This window comes from Ancylomarina sp. YFZ004 (assembly GCF_054254355.1).
In genome coordinates this window covers 179,724-196,437 of the sequence record NZ_JBTCHQ010000001.1, presented here as the reverse complement: position 1 = coordinate 196,437, position 16,714 = coordinate 179,724, and the positions used below count along the sequence as shown (strand labels likewise).

At 34.1% G+C, this 16,714-nt stretch carries 13 protein-coding genes; 9 read left to right on the top strand and 4 right to left on the bottom strand.

All coding sequences use genetic code 11. From position 1 onward, the window contains the following. Positions 1-157 precede the first annotated feature (157 nt). From ACXR6G_RS00845 to ACXR6G_RS00805, 9 genes are all read left to right on the top strand, one after another. Positions 158-2,284, top strand: coding sequence for a M3 family metallopeptidase (locus ACXR6G_RS00845; protein ID WP_458359503.1), 2,127 nt, complete (start codon positions 158-160; stop codon positions 2,282-2,284). 290 nt (positions 2,285-2,574) lie between these two features. Next, entirely contained in the window at positions 2,575-4,257 is a 1,683-nt protein-coding gene (locus ACXR6G_RS00840; protein WP_458359502.1) for a MutS-related protein, read from the top strand. A gap of 41 nt (positions 4,258-4,298) precedes the next feature. Continuing rightward, on the top strand, positions 4,299-4,481 hold the full coding sequence (locus ACXR6G_RS00835) for a hypothetical protein (protein ID WP_458359501.1): 183 nt from the start codon (positions 4,299-4,301) through the stop codon (positions 4,479-4,481). 122 nt (positions 4,482-4,603) lie between these two features. Continuing rightward, entirely contained in the window at positions 4,604-4,996 is a 393-nt protein-coding gene (locus ACXR6G_RS00830) for a hypothetical protein (RefSeq protein WP_458359500.1), read from the top strand. Between the two features lie 27 nt (positions 4,997-5,023). Beyond that, positions 5,024-5,242 (top strand): hypothetical protein, encoded by a 219-nt coding sequence (locus tag ACXR6G_RS00825; RefSeq protein ID WP_458359499.1) that lies wholly within the window; start codon positions 5,024-5,026, stop codon positions 5,240-5,242. Positions 5,243-5,280: 38 nt separating this feature from the next. Next, complete coding sequence (locus ACXR6G_RS00820; protein WP_458359498.1) at positions 5,281-6,060, top strand: S41 family peptidase; 780 nt, start codon at positions 5,281-5,283, stop codon at positions 6,058-6,060. 229 nt (positions 6,061-6,289) lie between these two features. Then, positions 6,290-8,137 carry a DUF3413 domain-containing protein gene (locus ACXR6G_RS00815; protein WP_458359497.1) on the top strand — a complete coding sequence of 616 codons (1,848 nt, stop codon included), beginning with the start codon at positions 6,290-6,292 and terminating at the stop codon, positions 8,135-8,137. Between the two features lie 812 nt (positions 8,138-8,949). Next, positions 8,950-10,758 carry an aminotransferase class I/II-fold pyridoxal phosphate-dependent enzyme gene (locus ACXR6G_RS00810; RefSeq protein WP_458359496.1) on the top strand — a complete coding sequence of 603 codons (1,809 nt, stop codon included), beginning with the start codon at positions 8,950-8,952 and terminating at the stop codon, positions 10,756-10,758. Next, positions 10,748-11,842 (top strand): NAD/NADP octopine/nopaline dehydrogenase family protein, encoded by a 1,095-nt coding sequence (locus ACXR6G_RS00805; RefSeq protein WP_458359495.1) that lies wholly within the window; start codon positions 10,748-10,750, stop codon positions 11,840-11,842. Before ACXR6G_RS00810 ends, ACXR6G_RS00805 begins: the two co-directional genes overlap by 11 nt. A gap of 88 nt (positions 11,843-11,930) precedes the next feature. Here ACXR6G_RS00805 and ACXR6G_RS00800 read toward each other — a convergent pair whose 3' ends face one another. The 4 genes from ACXR6G_RS00800 to ACXR6G_RS00785 form a co-directional block, all read right to left on the bottom strand. Beyond that, positions 11,931-12,764, bottom strand: a complete 834-nt coding sequence (locus tag ACXR6G_RS00800; RefSeq protein WP_458359494.1) for a LicD family protein — start codon at positions 12,762-12,764, stop codon at positions 11,931-11,933. A gap of 433 nt (positions 12,765-13,197) precedes the next feature. After that, the gene (locus ACXR6G_RS00795) at positions 13,198-14,301 is read right to left on the bottom strand and encodes a CDP-glycerol glycerophosphotransferase family protein (RefSeq protein WP_458359493.1); all 1,104 of its coding nucleotides are present in this window, start codon (positions 14,299-14,301) and stop codon (positions 13,198-13,200) included. Between the two features lie 6 nt (positions 14,302-14,307). Further along, on the bottom strand, positions 14,308-15,264 hold the full coding sequence (locus ACXR6G_RS00790; RefSeq protein ID WP_458359492.1) for a UDP-glucuronic acid decarboxylase family protein: 957 nt from the start codon (positions 15,262-15,264) through the stop codon (positions 14,308-14,310). Between the two features lie 508 nt (positions 15,265-15,772). Further along, positions 15,773-16,687 carry a hypothetical protein gene (locus ACXR6G_RS00785; protein WP_458359491.1) on the bottom strand — a complete coding sequence of 305 codons (915 nt, stop codon included), beginning with the start codon at positions 16,685-16,687 and terminating at the stop codon, positions 15,773-15,775. Positions 16,688-16,714 lie beyond the last annotated feature (27 nt).

Sequence of the window (16,714 nt, the reverse complement as noted above, 5' to 3'; positions counted from 1 at the left end):
ATACAGATTCTTTTGAAAGATTCAATAGGTCATTCTTAATAGAAGACATGCTGTACAAAACATGTTTAGTAATTGAGCTTTGGTAAGGTTTAAAGATCGCTTTTTTGTATTTTAGCCAACTGAGAAATATAGATTACTAACATAAAACAAACACAAAGTGAAAAGAACATTTCTTTCATTATTTGCAGCGAGTGTTTTACTAAGCTCATGCAATTGCGACAAGTGTGAAAAAACAGAGGCTAACGGAAACCCGTTTTTTGCTGAGTATAACACACCACATCAAACAGCTCCGTTTGATCAAATCAAATTTGAACATTACAAGCCAGCTTTCCTTGAGGGAATGAAGCAAGAGCAAACTGAAGTTTTAGCTATTGCTAACAGCACTGAAGAGCCTACTTTCGCGAATACCATTGAGGCTTTCGAGAAAACAGGTGACTTGCTATCTAAGGTAAGTAATGTATTTTATGCACAAAAAGGTTTCAACGGTAATGATTCTATTTCTGCTTTAGCTAAGGAAATGTCTCCACTATTTACTAAACATGGTGCTGATATTAGCCTTAACGAAAACCTATTTAAGAGAATTAAAACGGTTTACGATAAGAAAGATGATTTGAAGCTTTCTGTTGAAGAAAACACCTTGCTTGAGAAAATGTACAAGGGTTTTGTACGTAGTGGGGCAAATCTTGATGCTGACAAAAAAACAAAATTGCGTGAGATTGATGGTAAATTAGCTTTATTAACCATGCAATTTAGCGATAACGTATTGAAAGAATCCAATGCTTTCGAATTAGTTATCGATAAGAAAGAAGACCTTGCAGGTTTACCTGAGTCGGTTATTGGTGCTGCTGCTGAAAAAGCAACTGCTGCTGGTAAAGAAGGCAAATGGATGTTTGGTTTAGATAAGCCATCTATGCTGCCTTTCTTACAATACTCTGACAAGCGCGACTTGAGAGAGAAATTGTATATGGGTTATGTGAGCCGTGGTAATAACAACAACGAGTTCGATAACAAGAAGAATGCTCAGGAAATTGTAAACTTGAGAATTGAGAGAGCTAAATTGTTTGGATTTAAAAACCATGCAGCTTATATTCTTGATACAAATATGGCCAAGACTCCAGAGGTTGCCTTAGAGCTTTTGAACAAGCTTTGGGATGCTGCTTTGCCAAATGCAAAGAAAGAAGCTATTGAGTTACAGAAAATGATTGACAAAGAAGGTGGCAAATTTCAGTTGGCTTCTTGGGACTGGTGGTACTATTCTGATAAAGTAAAGAAAGCTAAGTATGCTTTAGATGAAGAAGAATTACGTCCATATTTTGAGATTAATAACGTACGTGACGGTGCTTTTGCTTTGGCAACTAAGCTTTATGGCATCAAGTTCGTCGAGCGTAATGATATCGCTAAATTCCACGAAGAGTGTCAAACTTGGGAGCTTCAAGAAGCTGACGGAACACATATTGGTATTTTCTATTTAGATTACCATCCTCGTGCTTCTAAGCGTTCAGGAGCTTGGATGGATTCATTCCGTAAGCAATCAGGTTTAGGAACAGACAAAGAGGTGACTCCAATAATCATGAATATCTGTAACTTTACTGGTCCAGTAGGCGACGGAGCAGCTTTAATTTCTGTTGAAGAAGTTGAAACTCTTTTCCATGAGTTTGGTCACGCACTTCACGGATTTTTATCGAAGTGTAAATACAACCAATTGTCGGGTACTTCAGTATCTCGCGATTTTGTTGAGTTACCATCACAAGTTATGGAGAACTGGTGTCTTGAGCCAGAAATGTTAGCTATTTATGCGAAGCATTACAAAACAGGTGAAGTTATCCCAACTGAATTGGTTAATAAGATTCAGGCTGCTGGTAAATTCAACCAAGGTTTTGGTACTATTGAATATCTTGCTGCTTCGATGCTTGATATGAAATACCATACTTTAACTGAGCCATTAACTGAAGATGTTATGACTTTTGAAAAGAACTACCTTGAAGGAATGGGATTAATTCCTGAGATCTATTCAAGATACCGTTCTACTTATTTTAACCATATTTTCTCTAGTCCTGTAGGTTACTCTGCTGGTTACTATGCTTACATTTGGGCTGGTGTACTTGATTCTGATGCTTTCCAGGCATTTAAAGAAACATCACTATTCGACCAGAAAACTGCAAAAGCTTTCCGCGATAATGTATTGTCTAAAGGTGGAACTGAAGATCCAATGGTACTTTACAAGCGCTTTAGAGGTGCTGAGCCAAGTATCGAACCTTTATTGAAGAAAAGAGGATTGAAATAAATCTTTCAAAAAAAATTAAACGGTAAAATCCGATCCACGCAAGTGGGTCGGATTTTTTTGTCTTTCCCTTTTTGGAGATGCTGAATATTCTAGTGTGTAAACAATTTGCTTAATTTTTCACTCTCCTTATGTTTGCGGGATTTCCTTCTTTAAATACAGTATAAATATTTATTATGTAGAGTCTTTCTATTTAGTTTTCATATTAAGTTTTACATGTTTTATAAATATTGTTTACTTGTTAGATTTGTTAAATTTGATTGATAGAAATAAAATATCTAGAAACAAACCTGATGAATAATGCCATATGTCACACTTTTGAAGATTTTTTACAATCCTCAAAAGATATAGGAAACATGATTTTTAAGCGAAAGAAAAAAAATAGTGAAAGATTGAAAGCATCCTTTGGCGAACAAAAGGATGATGCTTTTAAATTAAAATTGATTAGTAAGTACTTCAAGAATAAAAATAATTCAAATTCTTTTCATGTACTGTCTGATAAGACTTGCAATGATTTAGATTTTGAAGAATTATTCATGTTTGTCGATAGAACCTCTTCTAAAGTAGGTCAACAATATTTGTATCAAACTTTGCGCTGCATGCCATCAGACTCAAAGGCTACTGATTTAAACGAAAGACTGATTGATAAACTAAATGATGATGTTGATTTTAGGGTGAAAACTCAGATTCTTCTTGAAAAGCTTAAAAAAGAGGATGTGTATTATTTGCCTTCAATATTTCAGGAAGAACATTTGGAACCGCCTAAATGGTTTTTTGCAATTCGTTTACTGTCTTTTACAAGTCTACTGACAATTTTATTACTTCCCTTTAGGCCAGAACTCTCTCTTCTTTTGATTCCTATTTTTATTGTTAATCTTGGAATTCATTATTGGAATAAGAGAAACCTTTATCAGTACGTGGGTTCAATACCTCAACTGCTAAGCTTGAATAATATTGCAAATCAACTGCACAATGAGGATAGTTTTAAAGAGATAAATCCAGAATTGGATGATGCCATTGAAGTGATTAATCAGGTACGGAGCAGAATGTCTTTTTTCCAACTCGAAGAAAAAATTCAAGGCGACTTCGAAGCAGCATTTTGGGCAGTTCTTGAAATCTTTAAAACAATCTTCCTTCTTGAGCCTTTACTCTTGTTTGGTGTTTTAAAACGCCTCAACACAAAACGTAAGGAGATAGAAGAAGTCTTTTCTTTTGTTGGGCATATCGACTCATTAACTTCTATAGCTTCTCTACGAAAAGGATTAGATTCCTATTGTATCCCTACCATCAATATTAATAACGAAACTGAATTATCGAGTACAAATGTTTATCACCCTTTCATTGACGACTGTGTGACCAATAGTATTGCAGTAAAAGATAAATCCGTTTTGTTGACTGGTTCAAATATGTCAGGTAAAACATCTTTTATCCGAACTATGGGACTAAATCTGATAACAGGATTGACCATTAATACATGCTTTGCGAAATCGATGAGCATGCCAAGAGCTAGAATCTATTCGGCAATCCGCATTAGCGACGATTTAATGAATGATAAGAGCTATTATTTCGAGGAAGTTTTGACGATAAAGGAGATGATAGATAATAGCGAGAGTGTAACACCCAATCTCTTTTTACTTGACGAGATTTTTAAAGGCACTAATACGGTTGAGAGGATATCAGCTGGGAAAGCCGTTCTTTCCTCACTTTCGAAAAATAACAATATGGTATTGGTATCAACTCACGATATTGAGCTAACTGACATGCTTACGGATGAATATGAACTGTACCATTTCAGTGAGATAGTTACTGATAGACAAATCGACTTTGATTATAAACTAAAAGAAGGACGATTGAAGAACCGAAATGCCATAAGAATCCTTCAGATTAATGATTATCCAGATGAGGTGATCAATGAAGCCATATATTTATCAAAGCAGCTCGATGAAATTGCTGAGACAAATAGCGTGAATATCTAGAATATAATAAAGAGATGTTTAATTCAATAAAACTGAAAATAATGACAAAAGGAAAATCAATATTCATTTCATTCTTACTCCTTCTAACCGCATTCCTATTATATTTCTCAATGGCTGATAGTCCAATTGAGTTGGATGATGAATTGGTCTCATTTGTTGCAGTCTTTGCTTTTGTAATTGGCCTTTTCAATTTCGTGAGAGAATTATTTATGATGAAGAAATAATAAGTCATATGAATACGGAACTAAGTTGGGAAAGAAATCTCTTTTCTAGAACTTTTACGCTTTATAATGACTGAAAGTTATGCGGTTACCTAAAGAGTGATTCATTATCTCAATCAGCCCTTGTGGAGACAAAAGGTGAGGCTTATTCTTTTAAAACAAGTGGTGTCTTTAAAAAGAGTACTATCGTTTATGATATGCAAACTTATAAAAGTTTGGCTGTTATAACATACGATGAATGGCGCTCAAGAGCTATCCTGTCTGTTGGCAACAGAGTCTTATATTTTAAATCTGATAACCTTTTGCAAAACAAGTGGCAACTGTCAGATGTTGGAGGTGTGCATATTACATATACTGGTTCCTCTAACAAGGGATATATCAATTCAACTACCAATGAAAGCATTCTTTTATTGAGTGGTTTGTTGGTGGCAGATTATTACAAAAAGTCACAGCGTGATGTGTTTATCTTTATACTTATGATGGCGACCATAATCATAGTGTTTACTTTTCTGTTTTAAATACTAATCAGGCATAAAAACGAAACGATGAAGTCTATAATTAAATTATTAATCCTTTTTGCTCTATTCACATCTTGCGATTCTAAGTCGGTCAATTATCTTGAGGCTGACAATGAATTAGCTTTAGAGACAGAGATGTACGCGGAAGAAGAAATTCTCCCAATAACACAGCAAGATGCAGTAAAACCACCACCTCCTCCTGCTCCAGGCTTACCTGATGTACAGGTGAAAGATGTGATAGTCTAGAAACGCTTTTTACAGTTGACAATAGTGCAATTTCGAAAATGTTTGTACCAAAGCTTTTGAATAATGGATCTTTGTTGGAATTCTTTGGATTTTCAAATAATGGTGTTTATGAACTCGGATTAGAGGATGATAATGCTTCGTTTTCGAAATATACGATTCAGATAGAGAGAATAACGAAGGAGAACCAGCAAGCATTGAAACCTAACACCAGGCCTTATTGTTTGCAAAATCAGCGCGAGATCTTTATCCAGAATTATATTGAAAAGGATAGTATCTATTACATTCAGTATAATAAATGTGCGAGTCGTGAGCTGATGATTAAATTTGGCCATCACGAAAAGGCTAAACAGTACCCATCGTTTACTGAATTTGAGAACAAAATATTTCACACGATAAAAGAGCAGCCTATAAAGCAATTTATTTTTGATATGCGTTTCAATGGGGGAGGCAGTTCTTCTCAGGGAACTGAGTTTGTGAAAAAGCTTTCGCTTCTTAAAGAGATTAACTCAAAAGGTAAGCTTTATGTCGTGATAGGAAGAAAGACATTCTCTTCGGCTATCATAAACGCTATGGATTTTATAAATCAGACAGAAGTGATTCTTATAGGAGAACAAACCAGTGGAAAGCCAAATCATTTTGGAGAAATTAGATCATTCGACCTACCGCATTCTAAACTAAATGTGACTTATTCTACAAAGTACTTTAAAGAAACGGATGAGGATATTAACACCATCGTCCCAGATGTGCGTATCGAAACAAGTTTTGAAGACTATATGAATGGCATAGATCCTATTTATGAATGGATAAAAAAACAATGAACTAACTATACCGATTGGATAAATTAGTGGGTTATCTTATCGCTTTGCTAAAGCTTGTTTCTATTTATTCCATCGGTATTATACTTATGTGATTTCATTCGCTATAGCTTATTAGTTATTCACAATGGTATAAAATGTGGTGATATTGATAAGTTTCATACAGGATGTTGTGATATATTATATTATGTTTTGTTATTTTGCGGTTCAAATAAAATACATGAAATAGAAAATGGGGAATAAAATAGTTGGATCAGATACCCGATGGATACTGGGTTTTATATTATTCAATAGCTTACTTTATATGCTACTTGGACTTACCTTTATACTTAATGCAAATTATAATGACAGTTGGGCTACAAAGATATTTCTGCTAATTGCAGATATTGGGCATATGGGTTTTATGCCAATATTGTTATATCCACTACTTTATATTATTTATAAGATCACTCATAAAAAATCATTGACACTAGTTATAGGTAGTCTTTTGAGTGTTTTAGGTTTAATATATCTTATGGTTGATTCGGTCGTTTATGCTCAGTTCCGATTTCATTTAAATAAGTTTGTGTTCAATATGGTATTTAGTAGTTCGGCCGATGAAATATTTCAATTTCCTACTTGGATGTATTTTATAGCTTTATTAACGTTGTTTTTTCTTATTGCAACACAATTTGTTATTTCTAGATATAGTTATATAATTCGATCAAAGAAAAGTTCAATTTTTTTAATTGGAATCATAATATGTTTATTCTCTAATCATATTGTATATGCAGTTTCAAATGCTGTTTTTTATCACCCGGTTTCTCAGGTGCAGAAAGTATTTCCCTTATATTTTCCTTTAACTGCTAATTCGTTATTGAGTAAGTTTGATTTAGTAGATAGAGATAAATTAAAAAATAAAAAAACATTGAGCAATAAGGGTTCAAAAGGAGCTGTTAATTATCCTAAAAATGAACTCAAGTTTAAAGATGCGTCAAAATACAATGTGCTTTTTGTTTTTATAGATTGTTGGAGAGGGGATTGTCTTAATGAAACTATAACGCCCAATGCGTTTAATTTATCAAAAAAATCTCAAGTTTTCACTGATCATTATAGTGGTAGCAGTGGAACTCGTAGTAGTGTTTTTTCTTTCTTTTATAGTTTGCCTGCTTTTGCATATTGGGAAACAATGAAAGGTTTAAATAAAGGCCCTGTTTTTATGAAAACAATACTAGAGCAGGATTATAAGATGGGTGTTTTTGCAAGTGCATCAATAAGTAATCCACCTTTCGATATTACGGTTTTTTCGGATGTCGAAAATCTTAGAACGAATACAAAAACTGAGATAAATACACCATGGGCAAGAGATGAAAAATCAACTGAAGAATGGTTAGATTTTATCGATAAGTACAAGAAAAACAATGAAACAAAACCTTTCTTTGGATTTTTATTTTATGATGGCGTACATGGTTATTCTTCAGAAAAACCTGGTGAAGGACCATTTCAACCAGCTTGGAAGGAAGCAAATTATTTGGCATTAAATAATGAGTCAGATCCAAATGAATTTTTTAATTTGTATAAGAATGTATTGCACGAGGCTGATGAAAGAGTAGGCACAGTATTAAGAGATCTTGAAGATAAAGGTTTAATGGAAAATACTATCGTCGTATTAACAGGAGATCATGGACAAGAATTTAATGATAATAAAAAGAACTATTGGTCACATGGAGGAAATTATACGAAAGCTCAAACCCATGTTCCATTGGCAATATATTGGCCTAATATGGAAGCTAAGCATTATTACCATAAGAGTTTACATTACGATGTTATTCCTACTTTGATGTCCAACAACCAAGGCTGTATCAATCAGTTTAATGATTACGGCATTGGAAAGTCACTTTTTGATACTTCTGAACCTAACTTTTATGTTGCTGGGGCTTTTGAAACTTATGCAATTGTCGAAAAAGATAAGATAATAACTGTTAATTATAGTGGTAACTACTCGGTTACAGATTTACATATGAATATACTCGAGAATCAATCTATTGATGGAGCAAGGTTTGGAGGTATTTTTAAGTCGATAAATCGCTTTTACCAATAATAAGAAGTCACTATTTATTGAAAATTAGAATTTTGACGAGAAAATATAATTCAATTAATAAAATCGTAATTACTTTTAATGGGCTAATATTTTTTTGTTATTTATAGTTTGTTGTTTTTCTCTTTATCTGAGCCATTTTTAGGAGCTTTTTGCTTAATGTACTAGTAAAGGGGCCGAAGATTCAATGGTAATTTAAAAGCGCTTTATAAGTTCTGAGCCAAGTATCGAGACTTATTGAAAAATAAAGGTTTGAAATAAACTAAATTAAATTGAGTAATCCGATTCACGAAAGTGGGTCGGATTTTTTGTTGGATATTTTTCTGTACACTCAAAATAAATCTTATAGTTTGTGGGGACTAGTGTTTGTTTTAATAGTTTGTTTTAGATGCGACATGAATCAAAATTATAGCGATAGTTGGCCTACAAATATATTTTGCTAATTGAGGATATTGGACTTATAGATCTTTAACCAAAATTACTAAAAACTACTAATAATTCTCAATAATAAAATATTATATAATTGATTGGGTTGTTTAAAAATTGGCCAATAGAACTAGATGAGGAAATGAACTCTTAGGCTCAAATAATGTAACAATAGGGGGAATTAGTGCCTTTTCATAAATTATAAAGTCGTTTTTTTGACTAAATACCTACTAATAGTTAATTTTAGGGCCTAATCGAAGAATCCTTATTTGTTGTTCAATTTAAATGAGTATAATTGAATAATAGTATAGGTATTCTACTTTCATAATAGGGAACAAGAGTTTTGTCTATAAACCATATTAGGTATAATTAAGATTAATATAATAGAGATGCAAATATTGATATTAGCGGCAGGAATGGGGAAGCGCCTCCGTGATCTCACATCAGAATATACAAAGTGTATGGTTAAAGTAAATGGGGTTCCATTAATTAACCGTACTCTAGATACATTAACCGAGTTTGATTTCGAAAGAATCGTTATGGTTGTAGGATACGAAGGTGATAAGCTGAAACAACATCTGGGGAATTCATATAATGGGGTACCTATTGTTTATGTTGTGAACCCAATTTATAATGAAACAAATAATATTTATTCTTTGTTTCTAGCCAAAGATTTATTAATTGAAGATGATACTTTACTTGTTGAAAGTGATTTGATTTTTGATAAATCTGTTGTTCAGAAAGCCTTGTCATGTAAGGATTCGAGTAATGTTATTGTGGTTGACAAATACCAATCATGGATGGATGGTACTGTTGCTGAACTTAATGATCAGCTTGAAATTACAAAATTTATTTCGAAGTCCGATTTTAACTTCGAACATGTTGATACATATTATAAAACTGTAAACATTTATAGGTTTTCAAAAGAGTTCTCCAAAAATCACTATATCCCATTTCTTGAAGCCTATTGCAAATCGGTTGGGCACAATGAATATTATGAAAATGTACTTAAAGTGCTTGCCTTTTTAGATTCGCAGAAACTGCATGCCTGTATTTTGGACAATACAGATAAGTGGTACGAAATAGATGATAAGCTTGACTTGCATAATGCAGAGACTATTTTTGCTGATGATATTTCCAAGTATCAGTTGCGCTATGGTGGCTACTGGAGGTTTCCATCCTTAAAGGATTTCTGCTATTTAGTGAATCCTTATTTCCCTCCTCAGCGTATGGTTTCTGAGTATAAGGCATATTTCGAAAGATTGTTACACGATTATCCATCGACAGGTAGTATTCAAAATTTACTTGCAGCCAAAATGTTCAATTGTGATCAAGATAATATTATTGTTGGAAATGGGGCTGCTGAATTAATTAATGTCCTGATGTCAAGTTTTGGTGAGGATATCATTGGTATTATTACTCCAACCTTCCATGAATATGTGGCAAGAACGCCTAAAAATAGGATTAAGACTTTCACACCTGATAATTGTAACTTTTCATATACGATCGAAGACTTAAAGGTTTTTAGTGAAGAAATTGATACCTTGTTATTGATCAATCCTGATAATCCTAGCGGTAATTTTATTCCTAAAACCGATATACTCGAATTGGTTACCTATTTAAAATCTAAAGGTAAAAAAATGATTTTAGATGAAAGTTTCGTTGATTTCTCTTCCGAAAATGATGAAAACACACTCATTGAACGTCATGTTATTGAGGGATTCGAAAACTTAATCATCGTTAAAAGTGTGAGTAAAAGTTATGGTGTGCCTGGTATTCGTCTGGGGGTAATGGTTAGTTCAAATATCGACTTGTTAAATGTGGTAAAAGCAAAATTGCCAGTTTGGAATATTAATTCTTTTGGTGAATTCTTCTTTCAAATATATGGAAAGTACGAGGCTGATTATAAAAAGGCGAGTAGGATGATTGCCAATGAAAGAGACCGTTTTTATCAGGAATTAAAACAAGTTGCTTTCCTAAGACCAATAAAATCGCAGGCTAATTATTTTTTGTGTGAGGTGATGGGTGTATCTGCTACTGAACTAACACGGAAAATGATGAAACATTTTAATATTTTGCTTAAGGATTGTACGGGTAAAACCTCTTTCGAAAATAAAGAGTTTATACGTATTGCAGTGAGAAATGAGGAAGATAATGATTATTTGTTGCAAGCTTTAAAACAGATAGATGAAAAATAAATTACGTGTTGTTGTTTGTGGGGGAGGAAATTTAGGTCATGCTATTGTTGGAAAGATATCGCAACAGAGTAATGTCTCAGTATCTCTGTTAACGTCGAACCCCTCGGTGTGGGATAGGCATATCGAAGTAATAGAAAATAATGGTGATATTAGTCATGGTAAAATTGAAAGTGTCGATTCACAAGCAGAATTTCTTATTCCTGATGCTGATGTGATTATTATAACGACGCCAAGTTTTCTGATAAAGGACATGTTATTATCGATATCTCCTTATGTCAAAGTAGGAACTTGGGTGGGGTCGGTACAATGTTCAGGGGGCTTTTTTGGTATGGCTCGAACAATACTAGCCTCTAATGTTAATATTTTTGGATTTCAAAGAGTGCCATATATTGCCAGAGTCAAAGAATACGGTAAGTCCGTATTTTTAAAGGGCTACAAAAGTGAAATTAAAATTGCAGTGCTTAATACGGGTTCCTGTGATGAGTTTATGATGCGTTTGGAAGAACTTTTTGAGACTAAGATTATCAGGTTAAAATCTTATTTAGAGGCAACGCTTACAAACTCAAACCCTATTTTACATCCATCTCGATTGTATGGTTTGTTTAAAGATTGGAAGCCTGGTATCGAATATGAGGAGGAGGTCTTGTTCTATGAAGATTGGACTAATAGAGATTCAGAAATACTTATAGCCTGCGATCAAGAGCTTGCTTTGCTTGTAAGTGAATTGTCGGATTATATGGATAAGTTACCATCTATACTCGAGCATTATGGGGTGAGTGATAAATACAGTTTAACCTATAAACTGCAAACTATCGAAGCTTTTAAAGGTATTCGACTTAAGATGTCTGAAACAAAATCAGGTAAGTATATTCCTGACTTTAAGAACCGGTATTTTATTGAAGATGTTTCGTATGGCCTTTTATTAATACGACATATTGCTGACACTGTTCATGTTGATACACCCATGATAAATGTAATTATTAATTGGGCTCAGCAACTTATGGGTAGTGAGTATCTGGTTGGTAATGAATTAAAAGGGAAAGATTTTATAGCTTTGGGTCTACCATCTCAAATTAATTTGTAATGATCGGCTTCGTATATTATGATGATATGGTGAAACTGATGCCAGTATATATGAAACGATTCAATATATTAGGTTAGTATCCCTTTTTTTAAACATTCATTGATGTGTAATGTGTTTTTCTATGTTTCATTTCAGGTGGTTTCATGTAATCACCATATGTAGTTGTTAGCATTTGATCGTAGTTGTTAGGAATATAAAATTCATTGTCTACGAATAATGCTTTCTTTAAAGGGAATATTTCATCGACTTTCCAGTGTTTTTTATCTCCCCGTCCCCAATTAAAATCAATTCCATAAATAATGTGTTTCTTTTCTTTATGCTTGTTCATAGCACAACATTTTTCTGCAAAATTATATACGTTTTTCTTACGCATAACTCCAACACAAATATGACGGCATACTTTTAGAAATATTTTTTGAATTTTATTAGAGTAATTTGAGTAAAAGAAATTTGATACTGTCTGAAATCTTTTAGGATTATTGGTATAATCCATAGGGAAGATATCTAAGGATAAACCCAATTGACCATGCCTTTTTAAATTTTTGTTATTATTGTTAGAAGGCATGCAGTAGCTTTTCTTATCAACGATTTTTGAAATCACTGTTTTCACTTCAGGATTGGTTTCCTTATTCTGAAATATAAATTCATTAGGAAAAACATCATTGGCAATTTCTTTCAGTCTGTTATAGTCTGCTCGTGGCATCGCAACATCAATGTCATCGTCCCATGGAATAAATCCTCTGTGACGAATAGAACCAAGCAAGGTACCAGAATCAAGATAATAGGTAAGCTTATTTTCCTCACAAATATGATGGAATATCTTGAGCATTCTGAGAAGAACGTTTTGAGCTTTTTCTAATTCTGTATTACCAATATTTCTATTATCAGGAAATTTCTTTAGGAGTTCTTCTTTAGATGTCATGATAATTATTAGTCTGTTTGTAATCATCTGAGATAGGATAACCTAATGATTTGATTTTAATGCGTATCACTCAAGAGACTGATATCATCTTTGATAAGCCTTCTTTCGAATCCCAAAAGTAGTAATTTTAATGAATAATGCAGAGATGTAAAAAAATCTCATCTAAATTCTATGGTTTTATCCCATAATGAGGTGTACAAAAACCACTTTAGAATGATTTTTAAAATGGTTTTTGGTTATTTAGACTTGATAAGATTTGGGAGCAGGCTGTTAATAAATATTGTCGGGGAAAATTATGTCGCTAAAATCGAATGTGTATGAGAGATACTTATATTCCTGGGAATATATCATGCTGTTTACTAGTGCAGGATCTAATTAGCTAAAATCATTCAAGTATCAAACGCGATTGCTGATACTTGAATGATTGTTTTTTTTATAATTCTCTCTGTAGAACATCTACCATTCGTACAGCAACTTTTCCGTCAACCGGACCAATTATTTCATGTGTACATTCAGCTCTTCTTTTCTGGTGTTTGTTAGGGGACTTAAGTTCTTCCTTAACGACTTTGCTTAGATTCTTGTATTTCCAAACATTCTCACCAATATCACGGAATTGATTCATGGCGGTTTCCATCCGTTTATTGAATTTGTATTTTCCAAATAAGCGATAGGATAGACGCAGTTTTAAAAAACGATTGCAAATGACTGGTTTGTCAAGAGCTGCAAATTCAAAAACGACTGATGATTCATCGGATATCAACAGATCGGCAATGGCATAAAAAGGAACAATGTTGTAGTCCTCAAATTTGGCAAAATATACATTGGTGAATTTTGACCATTTATTTAACTTATTTCGTTGAGCTTTATATTTTTTACGCAAATAAGTGTAATAATGGGGTTTTACGATGATATTATATTCCTCAAAATCTTTTGGAAACTTATTAGACATCTTTTCCAGTGAACTTGGATAAAATGTAGGGGCATAAAGTAGTGTAGGCTTTTTACGATCCAACTGGTATTTATCGTAAAGAGCATATCTTTCATCCGAACTGTAAGTAAAAACATCATCGAGTTTAGAAAAGCCTACATTCTCCCAAATTGTTTTAGCTTCTGGGTAAAGTTCCCTTAGCTTTCTTAAACGGAAATCCCCTTCGATAAATCGTATGTCGAATTTGTTTTTTTCTTCGGTAAAGGCACTGACCTTGGTTCCAATACCATGAACGATCAGTACTGATTTATTATGGGGGATACTTGTTTGTGGGTAATTATCACCTCCGCATATTAAGTATTGAATCTCTGCATTTGACAAACCTTCTTCACCAATTTGGAAAGGAAGGTTTTCTTTTTCACAGACTTCACTGATCATGCTGTTCTGATCGAAGATGTCACGTTTGCTACTTTCCAATACAACGAATAAAAAGGGTAGATCTCGCCTTTCTAATTCACGGGCTACTGGTAAAAACTGTGGAATGTAATATAAGTGTTCAGCAAAAAAGACAGCGAAATATTTTTTTGTTTCCATATTGTTGTAACTCATAATTGTTTATTTATAGATTTGATCATTACGAATCAAATCATCAAAATACTGAATGGTTTTGATGAGACCTTCCTCCAACTGAATTTTAGGTTCCCAATTGTTTAGTTTTTCTTTGGCAAGACTGATGTCTGGCTGGCGTTGCATCGGATCGTCCATAGGCAATGGCTCATGAATAATCTTCGATTTAGATTTAGTAAGTTCAATCACTTTCTTTGCTAATTCTAATATGGTGAACTCATGAGGATTACCAATATTCACGGGGCCAATGAAATCTTTAGGAGAATTCATCATTCTAATGGCACCTTCAACTAAGTCATCGATATATTGAAAGCTCCGGCTTTGTAAACCGTCGCCATATATGGTGATATCCTCGCCTCGGAGTGCCTGCATAATGAAATTGGAAACTACACGACCATCATTGGGGTGCATATTGGGACCATAGGTGTTAAAGATGCGCATGATTTTGATCTCCACTTGATTCTGTTTGTGATAGTCCATAAATAAGGTCTCAGCACAACGCTTGCCTTCGTCGTAGCAGGATCTAATCCCTATTGGGTTTACACTTCCCCAATAGTCCTCAGTTTGTGGATGAACTTCCGGATCGCCATAAACCTCACTCGTTGAGGCTTGCAATATACGAGCCTTGATGCGTTTTGCCAATCCAAGCATGTTGATGGCTCCCATAACCGATGTCTTGGTCGTTTTTATAGGATTGTATTGGTAGTGAACAGGGGATGCAGGACAGGCCAAATTGTATATTTGGTCCACTTCTGCAAAATAGGGTTGAATCACATCGTGACGCACCAACTCAAAATAGGGATGAGTGATTAAGTGTTCAATATTACGCTTGTTGCCTGTGAAATAATTGTCGAGACAGATGACATCATTGCCTTCCTTAATTAAGCGATCACATAAGTGTGAGCCTATAAAACCAGCTCCTCCGGTAACAAGTATTCGTTTCATTTTATTCAAGTTTATAATATTCTTCTTCCTTTTTTACTTTATAACTGGTTCTTCGATTGAGTAATATGTCATGCCCATCTCCTTCATCTCATTTAAATCATAAATATTTCTGACATAAAAATCAATCTGTTGTTCAGAAGTTTTCAGTCATCTTAAAGGTAGGCATTCTAAACTCATTCCATGATCATCAATCAAGCAACGTAATTGATTAAGCCCTAATTGATCGTTGACACAAGTGGTGTGATCGCTTACTAAATGTCTACAGATAGTCGCGCCCTCGCTTATTAGCTATTTATAATCCCCAGAGCCGATATTTGGCGCATATTATCGGTTCTGGGTTATGATAGTCCCTTCGGCAATTTTCGTGCTTGAATATTGCCGTAAGGGTTCATTAGTTTTTTTACTAAAACAGACTTTAGAATTTTTCGTCCTAATAATTATCGAAATGAGGTTCAATTAACCTCACTTGAAATATTGTTTTTTGAACTGGTAGAGAGTCCGAATATTCTTAGAAAAAAGTTTCATCCCATACATTTGTCATCCTTTCCCCTTTTCCATAGACGTGAAAGTGTTGATTTTCAGCTAAACGATGTCCCGTGATTCGCTCGAACCACATTAATAGCCGTTCTTTGGCTTTGGGATATTTTCGGATAGAAGTATCAATACTTACTTCCCATGAATGCTCACTAATACGTTTTTCCATAACTTTTGGATGGCTTCCTCCATAGTTTAAAACGCAATCGTAATCTCTATTGTAGTTGAAATCAAGTTCTTCCATGCGTTCTGTAGTCCAGAATTCTTTATTCCAGTTACAGTGCTGTACCTTTTTCTGCATAAATTTAGGATGGCGAACCCAACCGTAGTGGTATATGTGAGCATCGATAGGAACACAAACAGGTTTTTCACCATTAGATTTCCTAAAGCCCTGAGCTCCATGCCATGAACGAATAGATTTGTCGTTGCGAATGATTCTAACATCACGGCGATACCATTGACGTCCAAATGCCAGGTAGTTATAATTACCCCAGAAATGTTTCCATTTAAAAATGAATCCCTCAACGGCTTTATTATCCTTGTATTTTTCCATTGCTTCGAGCATAACAGGATAATCTTCTTCGTGCATCACTTCATCAGCCTGAAGATAGATGCACCAATCGTATTCCGAACCAATCAGATCGAAAGCTTTATTGGTTTCTTCACCTAAATAGTATCCCCCTTTGGCAAGTTTCTTTGGCCAGGTTGAGTGTACTATTTCAATCTTATCAGATTCGATACCACGGATGATTTCTTCAGTATTGTCGTCACCATCTCCGATAGCAACTAAAAACTTGTCAACTATTGGAAGAGCAGAGGTAATGGATTCAACCATTTGATAGTCAAATTTAGCTCCATTTTTTACTATTGTAAATCCACAAACTTTCATATTGTAAAATGTTAATCAACCGACTTT